Consider the following 19,051-nt stretch of genomic DNA (forward strand, 5'->3'; position numbering starts at 1 on the left):
CATCTACTATTATGCGGTATTAGCTATCGTTTCCAACTACGTTATCCCCCGCTACCAGGCAGGTTACCTACGCGTTACTCACCCGTTCGCAACTCATCCAGAGAAGCAAGCTCCTCCTTCAGCGTTCTACTTGCATGTATTAGGCACGCCGCCAGCGTTCGTCCTGAGCCAGGATCAAACTCTCATTAAAAGTTTGAGTTCTCACTCATTTCTGTCACTGACAGATTTATTGTTTTTTCATTGTTCAGTACTATAACCTTAGTTATAGTGCCCTGCACATTGGTTCGTCTTGTTCAGTTTTCAAAGGTCTTTGTCACTCATTCTCTCGAGCGACAACTATATTAGTATATCACAGCTACCTGCCTCTGTCAACAGATTTTTTAAACTTTTTTCAAGTTTTTTTAGCCACAATACACCATAGTCCGTACGGGATTCGAACCCGTGTTACCGCCGTGAAAAGGCGGTGTCTTAACCCCTTGACCAACGGACCTGAGCTTTTCAACTCTTTCTATTATACCTACTTTTCCACCTTTGTCAAGGACTTTTTTCCTCTTTATCGAAATTCTGAAAAGATAAGGAAAAAGAGCCAGTTAAACTGACTCCCTTTATTTATCTTGCCAATTAGTCGCACGTTCCTCCCCCCACCAGTAAGGGATCAATTCGGCAACCTTAATTGTTTTTCTTGTTTCGTAGTCCATCATGAACTCTGCTTCTTTATTCTCAGCATTCAATTCTAAGAGAAATTCTCTGCAAGCGCCACAGGGCATACCTGATCCTTCTCCGTAGGGAGGTTTATCTCGGAAGGCGAGGATTTTCTTAACTTTAGTTTGTCCTGAAAATTGATACATATTGAAGAGAGCTGCTCGTTCTGCACAGAGATGAAAAACGCCACAAGTGCCCTCCATACAAAATCCTGTGAAGATCTGACCATCTTCTGCTTCTACCGCAGCAACAACATGGTTAGCATAAACAAAGTCAGAAACTTCATGGGGATTGAATAAGGTTCGTGCTTCTTCATACATCTTTTCCCATGTATCCATCGGAAGTCCTTTTTATTTGGAGATCTCTTTCAGCATATTATCGATATGCTGAATTGACTTTTCACGTCCGAGTAAGAAAATGGTGTCTGGTAATTCTGGTCCATGCATTTCACCTGATACAGCAATACGAATCGGCATGAAGAGGTTTTTCCCTTTAATACCTGTTTCTTTTTGAACTGCTTTGATTTGTGGGAAGATGTTTTCTGTCACAAATTCTTCATCTGTCATTGCTTCTAGTTTCGCTTTGAAGGCTTCTAGAACAACCGGAACGGTTTCTCCTGCCATGACCTCACGCTCAGCGTCTGTCAACTCTGGGAAATCTGAGAAGAAAAGATCTGTCAATGGAACGATTTCATCCACTGACTTCATTTGTGGTTTGTATAGTTCCACCATTTTTTCAGACTTGTCAGTCAAACGCCCTGCTTCTTCTAAGTAAGGTTTAGCCATTTCAAAGATAGTAGCTAGATCGGCTCTCTTGATGTAGTCGTTGCTCATCCAGTCTAGTTTCTTCTGATCAAATGCAGCTGGAGACTTGCTGAGGCGGTTTTCGTCAAAGAGTTTAATCAATTCCTCACGAGAGAAAATTTCATCTTCGCCACCTGGATTCCAACCAAGAAGGGCAATAAAGTTAAAGACGGCTTCTGGCAAATAGCCTTTTTTACGGTAGTCTTCGATAAACTGAAGGGTGTTAGTATCCCGTTTAGACAATTTTTTACCCGTTTCAGAGTTGATGATCAAAGTCATGTGACCAAACTCAGGTGCTTCCCAACCAAGCGCTTCATAGACCATAAGTTGTTTTGGTGTATTAGCAATGTGGTCATCACCACGAATGACGTGAGAGATTTGCATATCGTGGTCATCGATCACAACGGCAAAATTGTAAGTTGGGTAACCATCTTTCTTTTGGATAACCCAGTCACCACCGATGTTGCCACCTTCAAACTCGATATCACCTTTGACCATATCATGCCATTTGTAGATACCAGACTCGTTAACAGCCAAACGAACAGTTGGGATGATACCGGCTGCTTCACGTTCTGCGATGTAAGTTGCTTTTTCTTCTTCGCTCATACCAAGGTATTCATTGATGTAACGTGGTGTTTCGCCAGCTGCTTCTTGGCGTTCACGCTCAGCCGCCAACTCTTCTTCTGTGACGTAAGATTTGTAGGCTTTTCCTTCAGCTAGCAATTGGTCGATGTATTTTTGATACAAGTCCAAACGCTCAGACTGGCGGTAGTTTGCATGAGTTTCTGGACTTTCATCCCAGTCAATCCCCAACCAGCGAAGATTTTCAAGCTGTGAACGTTCCCCGTCCTCAACGTGACGTTTACGGTCAGTATCTTCGATACGAATGATAAAAGTTCCACCATGATGGCGTGCGTAAAGGTAGTTAAACAATGCTGTACGGGCATTTCCGATGTGTAGTAGTCCTGTTGGACTTGGTGCGTAGCGTACGCGGATATCTTTTGACATAGTTTCTCCTATAAAGTCTCTAGGCGTCTGCCTTTTTGCTTTCTATATTATATCACAAGTCTCGCCTGAGTCCAATGTCTACGAATAAAGAGAGTAAAAAGAGTGGACAAGCCACTCTTTTCTTCTATTATAGACGTGCGTTAAGCTCTTTGCTCAATTCTTCAAATCCTGGTTTTCCAAGAAGGGCAAACATGTTGCGTTTGTATGCTTCAACACCTGGTTGGTCAAACGGGTTGATGGCATTCAAGTAACCTGAAAGGGCAATTGCCAATTCGAAGAAGTAGATAGTGTAACCAAGAGTGAAAGCGTCTTGCTCTGGAAGAGTTACGTACATGTTTGGCACATCACCGTCAGTGTGGGCAAGAAGAACACCGTCAGTTGCTTTTTTGTTTACAAAGTCAACGTCTTTTCCTTGAAGGTAACCAAGTCCGTCAAGGTCTTCTTCCAAAGTAGGAATGATCACGTTCTTACGTGGTTTGTCCACACGGACAACTGTTTCAAACATGATACGAGTTCCTTCTTGGATAAATTGACCAAGTGAGTGCAAGTCAGTTGAGAAGTTAGCTGAAGTTGGGTAGATTCCTTTTTGGTCTTTCCCTTCTGACTCACCAGCCAATTGTTTCCACCATTCTGAGAAGTATTGAAGTGATGGCTCGTAGTTTACCAAGATTTCAGTAGCGTAACCTTTACGGTAAAGGATGTTACGAACTGCTGCGTATTGGTATGCTTCGTTTTCAGCAATCTTGTCTGAAGTGTAGTCTTTACGAGCTGCGTTGGCACCTTCCATAAGGGCTTTGATATCTGCACCTGATGCAGCGATTGGAAGCAATCCAACTGCTGTCAATACTGAGAAGCGTCCACCGATGTCATCTGGAACTACAAATGTTTCCCAACCATTAGCATCTGCTTCAACCTTAACAGCACCTTTTTGGCGGTCAGTTGTTGCGTAGATACGTTTGTTAGCTTCTTCTTGTCCGTATTTCTTAACCAAAAGTTCTTTGAAGACACGGAAAGCAATAGCTGGTTCAGTTGTTGTACCTGATTTAGAAATCACGTTTACTGAGAAGTCTTTGTCAGCTACGTACTCCACCAAGTCAGCAAGGTAAGTTGATGAGATTGAGTTTCCAGCGTAAAGGATTTGTGGCGCTTTACGTTCTTCTTTTGTTTGCAAGTTAGCAAAGTGGTGGTTCAAGAAGTCGATGGCTGCTTTGGCACCAAGGTAAGATCCACCGATACCGATTACAACCAAGACATCGCTATCTGTTTTGATTTGCTCAGCAGCTTTCAAGATGCGGTCGAATTCTTCGCGGTCGTAGTTTTCAGGAAGGTCCAACCAACCCAAAAAGTCGCTACCAGCACCAGTTCCTTTACGGATCAATTCGTCTGCAGCTGTTACTTGTGCTTGCATGTATTCCACTTCATGTGGGGCAACAAATTTGTCTAAAACTTTTGAATAATCAAATTTAATATGTGACATGATAATCCTCCAAAATTTCTTCTTTTCTATCATAACGCTTACCTTCGATTTTTTCAAGCTTTTTTATTGAATTTGCCCAATTTTTATCAGAATTCAAACGTTTGCGTAAATTTGCTAAAATATAAAAAATCTGAAAGAACGAATAAAAACGGCTAGAGACTCTAACCGTTACAATTCATTTAATAAATACTCAAATAATTCTAAATTGCCATCTTCTTCATTGACCAGGAACTCTGGGTGCCACTGCAAACCGATAATGCGATGCTCATCGATAGACTCAATCGCTTCGATGGTCTGATCTCGAGGATCAATAGCAGTTACACGGAAATTAGGTGCCAGATCTTTGATACTTTGACGATGGACTGAGTTGACCTGACTTTCTCTTCCAAACAACTTAGCCACCACACTCCCTTCTACCGTCTCAATAGAATGAGATGTTCCAAAAGGCAAGCCTTGCCAGTGACCTTCAATTTCTTGGTGGAGAGTGCCGCCAAAAGCAACATTGACCAGCTGAACCCCACGACAGATTGCCATAATTGGTTTATTCTGACGAAGCGCTTCTTTCAAGAGGGCTAGTTCAAACTCATCGCGTACAAGGTTGTAATCATCGCTCTCAATGGTCTTTTTCTCTCCATAAAACTGAGGATGGACATTTTGTCCACCTGTCAAGATGAGTTTGTCAATCATTTCCACATAATCGCGAACAATGGACTCATCCCCTACAGGAATTACTAAAGGAAGACCACCGACTTGACGAATGCTCTCTGCAAATTTACAGGATACAGATGAGTGGATGTTTTTCCCTTCTGCATCTACAGGACATAGATTTGCAGCAACTCCTACAACCGTTCTAGCCATGACATGTCTCCTTTCGATTTTCTTGCGACAGTCTTATCTTATCATTCCAACCCTTTCCTGTCTAATATGTTTTTTTAAAGACCGTGATAAGTATTTTTTATGGATAAGAAAAAGCTGCCCAATATGAACAACTTTTCTATTCGAAGACAAATTGATTGTGATACAGTTCTGAGTAGAAACCGCCAAGTTTGAGCAACTCGTGATGATTTCCACGTTCAATGACCTCCCCATCTTTGAGGACAATAATCTGATCGGCATTGAGGATGGTCTTGAGACGATGGGCAATGACAAAACTGGTTCGACCTGCTACAACTGCCTCCATGGCATGTTGAATTTTGCTTTCTGTTACGGTGTCCACATTGGAAGTCGCCTCATCTAAGATTAGGACTTGAGGATCTGTCATCAAGGTTCGAGCGATGGAAATCAATTGTTTCTGACCAGTTGAGAAGATGTTTTGCTCATCATCAATAAGGGTATCATACTTGTCAGGCAAGCTTTCAATGTAGTCATGAATATGAGTTGCCTTGGCAGCTACTTCGACCATTTCCTGACTGGCATCTGGCACACCAAAGCGGATATTGTCTCGGATTGTTCCGCTAAACAAGACCGAATCCTGCAAGACAATACCGACCTTACTCCGCAGGCTGTCCAAGTCGTAGTCACGGATGTCTTTGCCATCAAAACAAATGCTGCCTGCATCCACATCGTAGAAACGATTGATGAGGTTCATGATGGTCGTTTTCCCTGAACCAGTCGGACCAACAACTGCTATCATCTGCCCCTTAGGAGCTGAAATGCTAACATCTTTTAAAATCGGCTTGTCTGGCACATAAGAGAAATCAATGTGACTGATTTCAACACCTTCTCGCAATTCCGTGAAGGCTGGTGCATTTTGCGGGCGAATCTCTTCTTCTGCATCGAACATTTCTTGGATACGATCCGCTCCAGTAAAGGCCAACTGAAGGCTCCCCCAACTCGCAGCCACCTGGATAATCGGCTGGTAGTACTGCTGAGAAAATTGGGTAAACATGACGATCAAACCTAGGGCTGTCGTTGTTTCGATACTTGGATCCTTCAGCAAGACAGCCGAACCTGCAAAAATGACGATAGCCGTATTGACCAAACTCATCCCATTCATAACTGGAAAGAGGATGCCTGAGAACATTCTCCCTTTGAAAGTTGCCTTGCGCACGCGCTCATTTTGCTCCACAAAGCCTGCTACGATGTCGTCTTGAATTCCTTGTACGATAACAGCTTTCTGACCTGAAATACTTTCATCCATGTAGGCATTGAGTTTCCCAACCTCTTTTTGCTGGAGATTGGTGTACTTGCGGGCCATTTTCACGATGAAAACCAACATGAGAAAGGTCACCGGGGTGCTGGCTACTGTTATCAGGGCTAGCGTCACATTTCTTGAAAACATGACAAAAATCAAACCGATGTAAAGAGCAATATTGCTCATAACCTGAACTAGACTTTCATTGAAGGCTTGAAGGATGTTATCCAAGTCACTCGTGAAGCGAGAAAGGATATCCCCATCCTGATGGCGGTCAAAGAAAGAAACTGTCAAACGGGAAAGTTTACCAAAAAGGCCCTTACGCATCTCATTTGTTGACTCAGCAATCACACGGGTCATCAAGGTCATGTAAATCAAACTGGATACCACCAAGGTAAGGACAACCAGAGCTAGATTCAGCATCAGAGCTGACAAACTTTGCCAGACTAGTTCTGAACTCCCATTTTGATAAGCTAGAACCAGATTAGCGAGCTCTGTTACTGCTTGGCCTGAAAAAACAGGAAAGAGGGCTTGGGCAATTGTCGCCACCGCAACCATCAGAATCACAATGACAAAGGAGAGCTTGTAAACTTTAAAATAATTCCAGAAAAATCGAACGGTTTTCATTTTATTCCTCCTTTCCCTTTTGTGTTTCGTAGATTTCACGGTAGACGGCATTGCTAGCAACCAAGTCTGCATGCCTTCCCTCTCCAATCAATCGCCCTTGATCCAAGACCAAAATCTTGTCTGCATGGACGACTGAACTGATTTTTTGAGCGATGATAATGGTTGTTGTCCCTTTCAAATCTTTGTTCAAAGCCTCCTGTACGAGTCTTTCTGACTTAGCATCTAGGGCTGAAGTCGAATCGTCAAAAATCAGGATACGGGGATTGCTGACAATCCCACGGGCAATGGACATCCGTTGCTTTTGTCCACCAGAAAAGTTGGTGCCACGTTCTTCGACCTGACTCTCAAATTTGTTTTCCATGCGTCCGATAAATTCACTGGCTTGGGCAATCCGTGCTGCACGTTCCATTTCTGACACGCTGGCATTGCCTTTTCCTTGACGAAGATTATCTGCAATGGTCCCGCTAAAGAGAATAGCACGTTGCAAGACAATGGAAACTGTTTTACGCAAAGTTCCCTCGCTAACGTCTCGAATATCCTTGCCACCAATCTTGATAGATCCCTCCTGTGGATCAAAAAGTCGTGGAATTAACTGAGCTAGAGTGGACTTCCCTGCTCCAGTAGCCCCAACCACACCCACCATCTGACCAGGCGCAACATCAAAGGTTACATTCTTCAGCATAGGCTCGTCATCATTGGGATAGGTAAAGGTCACATTTTCAAAAGAGAGACTTCCTTCTAACTCTTCATCTGGGAGATCTTTAAAGATCATCGCTGGCTCAGTATCTAGAATTTCGCGGATACGACGCAAAGAAATCATGGCACGGCTGACAGAATTTCCTAAAAATCCAACCATGATGATGGTAAAGATAATCTGGCTGAGATAGTTGACAAATGAAGCAATAGAGCCCACAACAGATGGATCTGACTGAGCCATTCCAGCCACCAGCCAGATTGAGAGAAAGACTGCGCCATAGCCGACTAGCATCATGAAGGGTTCCACTACCGAGAAGGCGTAGCCAATATAGAGATTTTGGCCGAGAAGCTCGTCTGAGACTTCGGTAAACTTAGCAAACTGCTCTTTTTCCTGCACAAAGGATTTAACCACACGCACACCACGTAGATTTTCTTTGGCAATAGCATTGATCCGTTCAAGAAGGGTTTGAAACTTAGCAAAACGTGGTCCCATCATCCCCATCATGATGGCAGTTAGTGCAAAGATTAAGAGCACCATAAGGACAATCACCCACCAAAGTGACGGAAGAGTGTGAACCGCCAAGATAAAGGAACCGATAAAGAGAAGAGGGAGACGGAAAAGGATTTGAAAAGCCATCATCACCACGTTCTGAATTTGGTTGATATCATTGGTCATACGAACGACAAGATTACCCGCATTAAACTGCTCGATATTGGCATAAGAAAAAGTCTGAATCTTGCGAAAAGCGTCTTCCCGAAGGTCCGAAGACACTCCTTGAGCAATGTAGGCTGCAAGTGTCACATTGACCCCACCTGCAACCAGACCGACTAGGGCTACTCCTATCAGCCAAGCGCCAATACTATAAATAGCCTCATGTTGACCGGCCAACAAAGCCTCTAACACCTCTTGCAAATAGCGCGGTTGCAAGAGCGAGCTCGCAACCATCAAGCCTGTCATTATTAAGGATGCCAAGGCTTGCCATTTATAGGTTTTTATTTTTTTAATGAGCATATTTCCTCCTAATAAAATAGATAAAGGGAGCGACATCCTGCGTCAGCTCCTTCTCATTCGTTCATATTGATGCTATTCTAGCAAAAAAGAGGCATCTTGTCAAAGAAGTCTCCTTGTTATAAATTAGTGCGCTTTCATCCACAGGTGATGCATGAAAAGGCTTTTTATGGTAAAATGAAAGGAAGAACTCTTACAAGGAGGAAAAGATGAAGAAACAAACCATCGCTGTCTTGGGTCCTGGTTCTTGGGGAACTGCCCTTTCGCAGGTCCTAAACGACAATGGACACGAGGTTCGAATTTGGGGAAATATTTCTGACCAAATTGATGAAATCAATAACCAACATACAAACAAACGCTATTTCAAAGATATCCTACTCGACGAAAAAATCAAAGCTTATCATGATTTGGAAGAAACATTAAAGGATGTGGATGCTGTTTTATTTGTGGTCCCAACAAAAGTAACGAGACTGGTTGCCCAACAAGTAGCAAAGGTACTTGATCACAAGGTTGTCATCATGCATGCCTCCAAAGGATTGGAACCAGATAGCCACAAACGTCTATCAACCATTCTTGAAGAGGAAATCCCAGCTGACCTTCGCAGTGATATCGTCGTTGTTTCAGGACCGAGCCATGCTGAGGAAACTATTGTACGGGATATTACCTTGATTACAGCAGCCTCTAAAGACCTCGAAACTGCTCAGTACGTCCAAAATCTCTTTAGCAATCACTACTTCCGTCTCTATACTAATACGGATGTTATCGGGGTTGAAACCGCTGGTGCTCTCAAAAACATCATTGCAGTTGGTGCTGGGGCACTACATGGTCTAGGATTTGGCGACAATGCCAAGGCGGCTATCATTGCCCGTGGCTTGGCTGAAATCACCCGTCTAGGTGTCGCTCTTGGAGCTAATCCTCTGACTTATAGCGGCCTTTCTGGAGTTGGGGATTTGATCGTAACTGGGACATCTATCCACTCTCGTAACTGGAGAGCTGGTGATGCTCTCGGTCGTGGAGAATCCCTCGCAGACATCGAAGCAAACATGGGTATGGTCATCGAAGGCATTTCAACAACTCGAGCAGCTTACGAGCTGGCTCAGGAATTGGGTGTCTACATGCCAATCACACAAGCTATTTACCGAGTCATCTACGAAGGTGTCAATATCAAAGAAGCAATCACTGACATCATGAGCAATGAATTTAAAGCAGAAAACGAATGGTCATAGACCTTTATAGAAAGGAACATCATGAAACAAAAAGTCAGAAAAGCAGTCATCCCTGCCGCTGGATTGGGAACCCGTTTCCTCCCAGCAACTAAGGCCTTGGCCAAGGAAATGTTGCCAATCGTAGACAAGCCAACTATCCAGTTTATCGTTGAAGAAGCCCTCAAGTCTGGCATCGAAGACATCTTGGTTGTTACTGGTAAGTCAAAACGTTCTATCGAGGACCACTTCGATTCAAACTTCGAATTGGAATACAACCTCAAAGAAAAAGGGAAAACAGATCTTCTGAAGCTAGTTGATGAAACAACCGGCATGCGCCTGCATTTTATCCGCCAAACGCATCCACGTGGTCTCGGAGATGCTGTCTTGCAAGCCAAAGCTTTCGTCGGAAATGAACCTTTTGTCGTTATGCTTGGTGATGACTTGATGGATATCACGAACGAAAAGGCTGTTCCACTTACCAAACAACTCATGGATGACTACGAGCGTACCCACGCGTCTACTATCGCTGTCATGCCAGTCCCTCACGACGAAGTCTCTGCTTACGGGGTTATTGCCCCGCAAGGGGAAGGAAAAGACGGCCTTTACAGCGTTGAAACCTTCGTTGAAAAACCTGCACCAGAGGATGCTCCTAGCGACCTTGCTATCATCGGACGCTACCTCCTTACTCCTGAAATTTTCCAAATCCTCGAAAATCAAGCTCCAGGTGCAGGAAATGAAATTCAGCTGACAGATGCAATCGATACCCTCAATAAAACACAACGTGTATTTGCTCGTGAATTCAAGGGAGCTCGTTACGATGTCGGAGATAAGTTTGGCTTTATGAAAACATCCATCGACTACGCTCTCAAACACCCACAAGTCAAAGACGACCTGAAAGACTACCTCATTCAACTCGGAAAAGAGTTAGCTGAGGGGGAATAGAAGAATATTCCATATAAAAAGAACTAGGATAGTTAATTATCCCAGTTCTTTTTATTTTGTATTGCTATTCTTCAAAACATCTATTACCTAAAAAGAAATCTGTATTGCTCAGTCAACCCACTTAAAAGCTCCACCGAATTGGTCTCAAACTACATCAAAGCGCTACGATATTATTTTTTATAAAAATGGGACCACAATAAGTTTGTATAATAAAATAAAAAGCACCGAATCGGTGCTCACTTTTTCAAGTTGTGTACGGACAAAGCCTTATTTTAACTTGCTGTGTTGTTTCGAATAGTTCCAACACTTGTATTGTATACCATTCTTTTAAAAATTGCAAGAAGAAATCTCTATAAAATAGAATAACATTTCATTTTATAACGATTTAAAAATTTACACATTGAAAACGTTTTACAATTTCTTGATTTTAATAGTCAAAAGATATATAATTTAGCCAAGGTTAATATATTAGCGTTTGCTGATAAGAGCTTAAAGAGTATAACTCAAAGGAGAACACTAAATGAACAATAAACCTTACTCTATCGGACTTGATATTGGTACTAACAGCGTCGGATGGAGCGTTATCACTGACGATTATAAAGTCCCATCGAAAAAGATGAAAGTTCTGGGTAATACCGATAAACGATTTATCAAGAAAAATCTCATCGGGGCTCTATTGTTTGATGAGGGAACTACTGCTGAGGCTAGACGCCTTAAACGAACTGCACGTCGTCGCTATACTCGCCGGAAAAATCGTCTTCGCTATCTTCAAGAAATCTTTGCTGAGGAAATGAGCAAGGTAGATAGTAGTTTCTTTCATCGATTGGATGACTCCTTTTTAATTCCTGAGGATAAAAGAGGGAGTAAATACCCTATTTTTGCTACCTTGGTAGAAGAAAAAGAATACCATAAGCAATTTCCAACTATCTATCATTTGAGAAAGCAACTGGCTGATTCGAAAGAAAAAGCTGACTTGCGCTTGATCTATCTAGTATTAGCTCATATGATTAAATACCGTGGGCATTTTTTATATGAAGAAGCTTTCGATATAAAAAATAATGATATTCAAAAAATCTTTAACGAGTTTATAAGCATTTACGACAACACCTTTGAAGGAAGTTCACTTAGTGGGCAAAACGCACAAGTAGAAACAATTTTTACCGATAAAATTAGTAAATCTGCAAAGAGAGAGCGCGTTCTAAAACTCTTTCCTGATGAAAAGTCCACTGGTTTGTTTTCCGAATTTCTCAAGTTAATTGTAGGAAATCAGGCTGATTTTAAAAAACATTTTGACTTAGAAGAAAAAGCTCCACTACAATTCTCTAAAGATACCTATGATGAGGATTTGGAAAACTTGCTCGAACAAATTGGAGATGACTTTGCAGACCTTTTCGTGGCCGCTAAAAAACTCTATGATGCGATTCTTCTGTCAGGCATTTTGACTGTCACAGATCCTTCAACCAAGGCTCCACTGTCAGCATCTATGATTGAGCGCTATGAAAATCACCAAAAAGACTTGGCAGTTTTAAAACAATTCATCAAAACCAATCTTCCAGAAAAATATGTTGAAGTTTTTTCTGACCAATCAAAAGATGGGTATGCTGGATATATCGATGGTAAGACCACACAAGAAGCATTTTACAAATATATCAAAAATCTTCTCTCTAAATTCGACGGAGCAGATTATTTCCTTGATAAAATCGAACGTGAAGTTTTCTTGAGAAAACAACGCACCTTTGATAATGGTTCTATTCCTCATCAAATTCATCTTCAAGAAATGAATACCATTCTCCGTCGACAAGGAGAACATTATCCATTCCTGAAGGAAAATAAAGAAAAGATAGAGAAAATCTTGACCTTCCGTATTCCTTACCACGTTGGTCCATTGGCTCGTGGCAATCGTGATTTTGCTTGGCTTACTCGAAATTCCGACCAAGCAATCCGACCTTGGAATTTTGAAGAAATCGTTGATAAAGCAAGCTCTGCGGAAGACTTCATCAATAAGATGACTAACTATGACTTGTATCTGCCAGAAGAAAAAGTTTTGCCTAAACACAGTCTCTTGTATGAAACATTTGCTGTCTATAATGAATTAACAAAAGTAAAGTTTATTGCAGAAGGAATGAGAGACTATCAATTCCTTGACAGTGGACAGAAAAAGAAAATTATCAATCAATTATTCAAAAAGAAAAGAAAAGTAACTGAAGATGATATCATCGATTGTTTACAAAAGATTGATAACTACGATGGAATCGAACTAAAAGGAATTGAAAAACAATTTAACGCTAGTCTATCCACTTATCATGACATACTAAAAATTATCAGAGATAAAGAATTTATGGATGATCCTAAAAATGGAGATATTCTTGAAAATGTTATCCATACTCTCACAATTTTTGAAGATCGAGAAATGATTAAGCAACGACTTGCTCAATATAATTCTATATTTGATGAGAAAGTGATTAAGGCACTGTCTCGTAAACATTACACTGGTTGGGGTAAACTCTCTGCCAAATTGATTGACGGTATCAGGGATAAACAAACGGGGAAAACTATTCTTGACTACTTGATGGATGATGGCAAGAGCAATCGTAACTTTATGCAGTTAATAAAAGATGATGAACTTTCTTTCACTGAAATTATCCAAAAAGCACAAGTTGTGGGTGACACAGATAATTTACGACAAGTTGTTCAAAATCTTCCTGGAAGTCCTGCCATCAAAAAGGGAATTTTACAAAGTATTAAGATTGTTGATGAACTTGTCAAGGTTATGGGCCATGCTCCCGAGTCTATTGTGATTGAAATGGCACGAGAAAATCAGACTACTGCCAGAGGGAAAAAGAATTCCCAACAGAGATATAAGCGCATTGAAGATTCATTAAAAAATTTAGCTTCTGGACTTGATTCAAACATATTAAAAGAGAATCCAACAGATAATATTCAACTTCAAAATGACCGTCTCTTCCTTTACTATCTCCAAAATGGGAAGGATATGTATACTGGAGAAGCTCTTAATATCAACCAACTGAGCAGCTATGACATTGACCACATCATCCCACAGGCCTTTATCAAGGATGATTCTCTTGATAACCGTGTCTTGACGAGTTCAAAGGATAATCGTGGGAAATCCGATAATGTTCCTAGTCTTGAAGTAGTTGAAAAGATGAAAGCTTTTTGGCAACAATTATTGGATTCTAAATTGATTTCAGAACGTAAATATAATAATCTAACCAAAGCAGAGCGAGAGCGAGGCGGGCTAAATGAGCTTGATAAAGTTGGCTTTATCAAACGCCAACTAGTTGAAACACGCCAAATCACAAAACATGTTGCTCAGATCTTGGATGCTCGGTTCAATAAAGAAGTGACTGAGAAGAATAAGAAGAACCGTAATGTCAAAATCATCACTTTGAAATCCAACATGGTTTCCAACTTCCGTAAAGAATTTGGGTTATACAAGGTGCGGGAAATCAATGACTACCACCACGCGCATGATGCCTATTTAAATGCAGTGGTTGCTAAGGCCATCCTTAAGAAATATCCTAAACTAGAGCCTGAATTCGTTTATGGTGACTATCAAAAGTACGATCTTAAGAGATACATCTCAAGATCCAAAGATCCTAAAGAAGTCGAAAAAGCAACTGAAAAGTATTTCTTCTACTCAAACTTGTTGAACTTCTTTAAAGAAGAGGTGCATTACGCAGACGGAACCATCGTAAAAAGAGAAAATATCGAATACTCTAAAGACACTGGAGAAATCGCTTGGAATAAGGAAAAAGATTTCGCTACAATCAAAAAAGTTCTTTCACTTCCGCAGGTGAATATTGTGAAGAAGACAGAAGAACAAACCGTTGGACAAAATGGAGGTCTGTTTGATAATAATATTGTGTCCAAGAAAAAAGTAGTTGACGCAAGTAAACTAATCCCAATCAAATCCGGTCTATCACCTGAAAAGTATGGCGGTTATGCAAGACCTACAATCGCTTATTCCGTTCTGGTAACATACAAGCAAAATAATAAAATTAAAAACACAATGGTCGGCATTCCAGTGCTTACTAAATTAGAATTTGAAAGAGACCCTAATTTATATTTAAGAAATCTAGGAATCAACAATGTTTCACATGTAATAAAATTAGTTAAGTATACTGTATTGGAATTTAAACATAAATACGGAACCTATAGGAGATTTATAGTTAGCAATCAAGAATTGAAACGTGCAAATCAGATTTTTGTCACTACTAAACAAATGAAACTGATTTCTCAATATACCACTTTGGATAAAAATGAGCACGATAGCTTGTTAAAAAACAATCAACAACTTATACAATCAATTTGGAATCAATTTCTAGAATTTATGTTAGCAACAGACTTGGTTAATAAAAAACAGTATGATGAGCTTATTTTAACCAATAACCAAACTATTGAGGAATGTAGAAATATTATGAATAGGGTCATCACCACTTTATCTTTTACTAATATTAATGCTGGACAGAAAAAAATAATATTCGATGATACGTTATCATTACCTATAAAAAGATGGCAATTCACTGACAGCGATAAAATGGTGAAAAAAATAATAGAATCCACCCTCATCCACCAATCCATCACTGGTCTTTACGAGACTCGGATTGACTTAAGCAAACTAGGAGAAGACTAATGGGATGGAGAACCGTTGTTGTCAATACGCACTCTAAGCTCTCCTACAAGAACAATCACTTGATTTTTAAAGATGCCTCTCGGACAGAGTTGATTCACCTGTCCGAGGTGGACATCCTACTTTTAGAGACGACGGATATCGTTCTCTCCACTATGCTGATTAAACGTTTGGTGGATGAAAATATTCTAGTCATCTTTTGTGATGACAAACGCTTGCCAACGGCATACCTAATGCCCTACTACGGTCGTCACGATTCCAGTTTGCAACTCTCTCGGCAAATTGCTTGGAATGAAGATGTAAAGGCGGAAATCTGGACAACCATCATTGCACAAAAGATTCTCAATCAGGCTTTTTATCTGGGGAGTTGTGGTTTTCTGGAAAAGAGCCAGTCAGTCATCGATCTCTATCATGGGTTGGATTTATTTGATCCTAGCAATCGTGAGGGTCATGCTGCTCGGATTTATTTTAACACCTTGTTTGGAAACGATTTTAGCCGTGAACAAGATAATGATGTCAATGCTGCCTTGGACTATGGTTACACCTTAATTTTGAGTATGTTTGCGCGTGAAATTGTGTTGTCTGGTTGTATGACTCAGTTTGGATTGAAACATGCTAATCAGTTTAATCAATTCAACCTCGCTAGCGATATTATGGAGCCTTTCCGTCCGATTATTGACAGAATCGTCTATGAAAATCGAAACAGTTCTTTTGTCAAAATCAAACGAGAGCTTTTTACTATTTTCTCAGACACCTTCCACTACAATGGCAAAGATATGTACCTGTCCAATATCGTCAGCGACTATACTAAGAAAGTTATCCAAGCTCTCAATCAACCAGAGAAAGGAGTTCCTGAGTTTAGGATATGAGTTATCGATATATGCGTATGATTTTAATGTTTGATATGCCCGTTGATACCGTAGAGGAACGCAAGGCCTATCGGAAATTTCGCAAGTTCCTCATAGATGAGGGATTTATTATGCACCAATTCTCCATCTATAGCAAGCTCTTGCTCAACAACTCTGCTAATAACGCCATGATTGAGCGACTCAAGACTCATAATCCTAAAAAAGGAAACATTACTCTCTTAACCGTTACAGAAAAGCAGTTTTCTCGTATGATTTACTTAAATGGCGAGCGAAATACCAGCGTAGCAAACTCCGACGCACGTTTGGTTTTTCTAGGAGAGGAGCCTAGAGATGAAGATTAATTTTCCGCTATTAGACGAACCATTAGCTATTGAAAATGCAACCTTTTTAGTGTTGGAAGACCAGTTTACCTTTTCAACTATCGTCAAGCAGTTCTACCAGTACACTGATGATGGAGAATTAAAGTTGTTTGATAGAAATCTAAAAGCTCTGAAAGAATCTGAATTACTAGTGATAACGGATGTCTTAGGATACAATCTAAACTCACCTGCCATGCTCAAGCTGATACATGCTGATTTAGAAAATCAGCTCAATGACAAACCCGAAGTCAAGTCCATGATTGAAAAGTTGGTTGCTACGATTACAGAATTGCTAGCATTTGAATGTTTGGAAAACGAGTTAGACCTAGAGTATGATGAAATTACCATTCTAGAGTTAATCGATGCACTTGGTGTCAAAGTCGAAACCCTAAGTGATACACCTTTCGAAAAGATGCTAGAGATTGTCCAAGTTTTTAAATATCTTTCTAAAAAGAAACTCCTTATTTTTATCAATGCATCCGCCTATCTATCAAAGGATGAGTTAGTAAATCTGATAGAGTATATCCAACTAAATCAACTAAGGGTTTTATTTGTCGAACCTCGAAAAGTCTATGATTTTCCGCAGTATGTGCTGGATCAAGACTATTTCTTGAACCCCGAAAATATGGTATAATAAGAGTAACAATTGGAACCTAACGAGCTGGAGTCTGGCTGGGACGAATGGCGCGATTACGAAATTTCGTGAGAAAAATTTTTCTACGAGGTTTTAGAGCTGTGTTGTTTCGAATGGTTCCAAAACCAGCTCTCCTGTACCAAAGTCAGCGGTTACTGTTTTAGAGCTGTGTTGTTTCGAATGGTTCCAAAACCATAGCTTGTAGCTTGACCACATCCACCCTGTTTTAGAGCTGTGTTGTTTCGAATGGTTCCAAAACAAAAATTCTTATCTGACTTTTATGGAATGGGTTTTAGAGCTGTGTTGTTTCGAATGGTTCCAAAACGCTATCACAATAGGGGTACAGGGCGGTAATGTTTTAGAGCTGTGTTGTTTCGAATGGTTCCAAAACTAAAGTGATTTTAGAGAGCCCAGTGACCCTGTTTTAGAGCTGTGTTGTTTCGAATGGTTCCAAAACGAGCTGTGAACCCCAAACGACCATTCGCTTGTTTTAGAGCTGTGTTGTTTCGAATGGTTCCAAAACTCAAAAAGCAGCTTTGGTAGATGACGAATTGTTTTAGAGCTGTGTTGTTTCGAATGGTTCCAAAACGTCGCATGAAGTTATTTGTGCCACAAGTCGGTTTTAGAGCTGTGTTGTTTCGAATGGTTCCAAAACTAAATCATTCAAGTAAGGCTTGTCGACTTTGTTTTAGAGCTGTGTTGTTTCGAATGGTTCCAAAACATAAGCAAAAACTCAACTATTGATAAGCAAGTTTTAGAGCTGTGTTGTTTCGAATGGTTCCAAAACAAACCGCTGGTGGTTTGGATGAATGGATTCGTTTTAGAGCTGTGTTGTTTCGAATGGTTCCAAAACATTTACAGGAGATTGGGTGGATGTCCGTATGTTTTAGAGCTGTGTTGTTTCGAATGGTTCCAAAACACTTTGAAAAGGACGTTCGTTCAGCGTCATGTTTTAGAGCTGTGTTGTTTCGAATGGTTCCAAAACTAAGGTGGTACAATTAACCACCCCGAATAAGTTTTAGAGCTGTGTTGTTTCGAATGGTTCCAAAACACACAAGCAAGCTACCAGCAACCACAACCGGTTTTAGAGCTGTGTTGTTTCGAATGGTTCCAAAACAATACTGAGAAACGAATCATAAAACCTCCTGTTTTAGAGCTGTGTTGTTTCGAATGGTTCCAAAACGTGCTTACCGTGGTCATGCCACGCATTGATGTTTTAGAGCTGTGTTGTTTCGAATGGTTCCAAAACTTAAACTTCATGCTCATAGGGAGCCTCCTTGTTTTAGAGCTGTGTTGTTTCGAATGGTTCCAAAACGAAAGCGTTGCTAACAATGAATTTCAGATAGTTTTAGAGCTGTGTTGTTTCGAATGGTTCCAAAACTTTTCCACATTGGTGAACCTTGGAGCTATTGTTTTAGAGCTGTGTTGTTTCGAATGGTTCCAAAACAGCAGGGTGGGACTGATAAAGATGGTGTCAGTTTTAGAGCTGTGTTGTTTCGAATGGTTCCAAAACTAGTGCTTACGTCCTTTAGGGTTCAGGTAATGTTTTAGAGCTGTGTTGTTTCGAATGGTTCCAAAACAACAAATGTTTACTGTTAATGTTACAGAATGTTTTAGAGCTGTGTTGTTTCGAATGGTTCCAAAACGCCATTCAATTTCGATACCGACCTCACCAGGTTTTAGAGCTGTGTTGTTTCGAATGGTTCCAAAACCGGATTTGATTAGACGATGTGAAACTCTGGAGTTTTAGAGCTGTGTTGTTTCGAATGGTTCCAAAACGCCATTCAATTTCGATACCGACCTCACCAGGTTTTAGAGCTGTGTTGTTTCGAATGGTTCCAAAACTTTCATCTACTATCCCTTTCATCGCTGTTAGTTTTAGAGCTGTGTTGTTTCGAATGGTTCCAAAACAAATTTACATATGTTGTAAAAAGC

At 40.6% G+C, this 19,051-nt stretch carries 12 protein-coding genes, 1 tRNA gene, 1 rRNA gene and 1 CRISPR repeat array; of the genes, 6 read left to right on the forward strand and 8 right to left on the reverse strand.

Going from position 1 to position 19,051, the window contains the following annotated elements; translation table 11 throughout:
• The 8 genes from HMPREF0849_RS08660 to HMPREF0849_RS08700 all read right to left on the reverse strand — a co-directional run.
• A 16S ribosomal RNA gene (locus HMPREF0849_RS08660) occupies positions 1 to 190 on the reverse strand; the annotation flags it as partial.
• Positions 191 to 418: 228 nt separating this feature from the next.
• A tRNA-Glu gene (locus HMPREF0849_RS08665) sits at positions 419 to 490 on the reverse strand.
• Positions 491 to 605: 115 nt separating this feature from the next.
• Entirely contained in the window at positions 606 to 1,040 is a 435-nt protein-coding gene (locus HMPREF0849_RS08670) for a cytidine deaminase family protein (RefSeq protein WP_000382004.1), read from the reverse strand.
• 12 nt (positions 1,041 to 1,052) lie between these two features.
• Positions 1,053 to 2,513, reverse strand: a complete 1,461-nt coding sequence (gene gltX / locus HMPREF0849_RS08675) for a glutamate--tRNA ligase (RefSeq protein WP_000031042.1) — start codon at positions 2,511 to 2,513, stop codon at positions 1,053 to 1,055.
• A 127-nt stretch (positions 2,514 to 2,640) separates the two neighbouring features.
• Entirely contained in the window at positions 2,641 to 3,990 is a 1,350-nt protein-coding gene (locus tag HMPREF0849_RS08680) for a glucose-6-phosphate isomerase (RefSeq protein WP_000018250.1), read from the reverse strand.
• A 168-nt stretch (positions 3,991 to 4,158) separates the two neighbouring features.
• Entirely contained in the window at positions 4,159 to 4,848 is a 690-nt protein-coding gene (locus HMPREF0849_RS08690; RefSeq protein WP_000124760.1) for a gamma-glutamyl-gamma-aminobutyrate hydrolase family protein, read from the reverse strand.
• 136 nt (positions 4,849 to 4,984) lie between these two features.
• Positions 4,985 to 6,751 carry an ABC transporter ATP-binding protein gene (locus HMPREF0849_RS08695; protein ID WP_000859998.1) on the reverse strand — a complete coding sequence of 589 codons (1,767 nt, stop codon included), beginning with the start codon at positions 6,749 to 6,751 and terminating at the stop codon, positions 4,985 to 4,987.
• Position 6,752: 1 nt separating this feature from the next.
• On the reverse strand, positions 6,753 to 8,459 hold the full coding sequence (locus HMPREF0849_RS08700; protein WP_000905725.1) for an ABC transporter ATP-binding protein: 1,707 nt from the start codon (positions 8,457 to 8,459) through the stop codon (positions 6,753 to 6,755).
• 206 nt (positions 8,460 to 8,665) lie between these two features.
• Here HMPREF0849_RS08700 and HMPREF0849_RS08705 point away from each other — a divergent pair, with 206 nt between their 5' ends.
• From HMPREF0849_RS08705 to csn2, 6 genes are all read left to right on the forward strand, one after another.
• Complete coding sequence (locus HMPREF0849_RS08705) at positions 8,666 to 9,682, forward strand: NAD(P)H-dependent glycerol-3-phosphate dehydrogenase (protein ID WP_000745024.1); 1,017 nt, start codon at positions 8,666 to 8,668, stop codon at positions 9,680 to 9,682.
• 21 nt (positions 9,683 to 9,703) lie between these two features.
• Positions 9,704 to 10,603 (forward strand): UTP--glucose-1-phosphate uridylyltransferase GalU, encoded by a 900-nt coding sequence (galU, locus tag HMPREF0849_RS08710; RefSeq protein ID WP_000811028.1) that lies wholly within the window; start codon positions 9,704 to 9,706, stop codon positions 10,601 to 10,603.
• Positions 10,604 to 11,123: 520 nt separating this feature from the next.
• Positions 11,124 to 15,257: a type II CRISPR RNA-guided endonuclease Cas9 gene (gene cas9, locus HMPREF0849_RS08715; protein ID WP_001060735.1), complete on the forward strand. Its 4,134-nt coding sequence runs from the start codon at positions 11,124 to 11,126 to the stop codon at positions 15,255 to 15,257.
• Positions 15,257 to 16,123 carry a type II CRISPR-associated endonuclease Cas1 gene (gene cas1 / locus HMPREF0849_RS08720; RefSeq protein WP_000539860.1) on the forward strand — a complete coding sequence of 289 codons (867 nt, stop codon included), beginning with the start codon at positions 15,257 to 15,259 and terminating at the stop codon, positions 16,121 to 16,123. Before cas9 ends, cas1 begins: the two co-directional genes overlap by 1 nt.
• Positions 16,120 to 16,464 carry a CRISPR-associated endonuclease Cas2 gene (cas2, locus tag HMPREF0849_RS08725; RefSeq protein ID WP_002876413.1) on the forward strand — a complete coding sequence of 115 codons (345 nt, stop codon included), beginning with the start codon at positions 16,120 to 16,122 and terminating at the stop codon, positions 16,462 to 16,464. The genes cas1 and cas2 overlap by 4 nt, the downstream gene beginning before the upstream one ends.
• Entirely contained in the window at positions 16,454 to 17,116 is a 663-nt protein-coding gene (csn2, locus tag HMPREF0849_RS08730) for a type II-A CRISPR-associated protein Csn2 (RefSeq protein ID WP_000700133.1), read from the forward strand. The genes cas2 and csn2 overlap by 11 nt, the downstream gene beginning before the upstream one ends.
• Before the next feature lie 90 nt (positions 17,117 to 17,206).
• Positions 17,207 to 19,027: a CRISPR direct-repeat array (repeat unit 36 nt; unit sequence GTTTTAGAGCTGTGTTGTTTCGAATGGTTCCAAAAC).
• Positions 19,028 to 19,051: the final 24 nt, after the last annotated feature.

This window comes from Streptococcus sp. C300 (genome assembly GCF_000187645.1).
GTDB classification, from domain to species: Bacteria; Bacillota; Bacilli; order Lactobacillales; family Streptococcaceae; genus Streptococcus; species Streptococcus oralis_CQ.

What these genes read in the sequence shown, in the direction of transcription:
- HMPREF0849_RS08705 (WP_000745024.1), top strand. Translation starts at nt 8,666, where the DNA reads ATGAAGAAACAAACCATCGCTGTCTTGGGTCCTGGTTCTTGGGGAACT.
- csn2 (WP_000700133.1), top strand. Translation starts at nt 16,454, where the DNA reads ATGAAGATTAATTTTCCGCTATTAGACGAACCATTAGCTATTGAAAAT.
- cas9 (WP_001060735.1), top strand. Translation starts at nt 11,124, where the DNA reads ATGAACAATAAACCTTACTCTATCGGACTTGATATTGGTACTAACAGC.
- HMPREF0849_RS08700 (WP_000905725.1), bottom strand. Translation starts at nt 8,459, where the DNA reads ATGCTCATTAAAAAAATAAAAACCTATAAATGGCAAGCCTTGGCATCC.
- HMPREF0849_RS08680 (WP_000018250.1), bottom strand. Translation starts at nt 3,990, where the DNA reads ATGTCACATATTAAATTTGATTATTCAAAAGTTTTAGACAAATTTGTT.
- cas2 (WP_002876413.1), top strand. Translation starts at nt 16,120, where the DNA reads ATGAGTTATCGATATATGCGTATGATTTTAATGTTTGATATGCCCGTT.
- galU (WP_000811028.1), top strand. Translation starts at nt 9,704, where the DNA reads ATGAAACAAAAAGTCAGAAAAGCAGTCATCCCTGCCGCTGGATTGGGA.
- HMPREF0849_RS08695 (WP_000859998.1), bottom strand. Translation starts at nt 6,751, where the DNA reads ATGAAAACCGTTCGATTTTTCTGGAATTATTTTAAAGTTTACAAGCTC.
- HMPREF0849_RS08670 (WP_000382004.1), bottom strand. Translation starts at nt 1,040, where the DNA reads ATGGATACATGGGAAAAGATGTATGAAGAAGCACGAACCTTATTCAAT.
- cas1 (WP_000539860.1), top strand. Translation starts at nt 15,257, where the DNA reads ATGGGATGGAGAACCGTTGTTGTCAATACGCACTCTAAGCTCTCCTAC.
- HMPREF0849_RS08690 (WP_000124760.1), bottom strand. Translation starts at nt 4,848, where the DNA reads ATGGCTAGAACGGTTGTAGGAGTTGCTGCAAATCTATGTCCTGTAGAT.
- gltX (WP_000031042.1), bottom strand. Translation starts at nt 2,513, where the DNA reads ATGTCAAAAGATATCCGCGTACGCTACGCACCAAGTCCAACAGGACTA.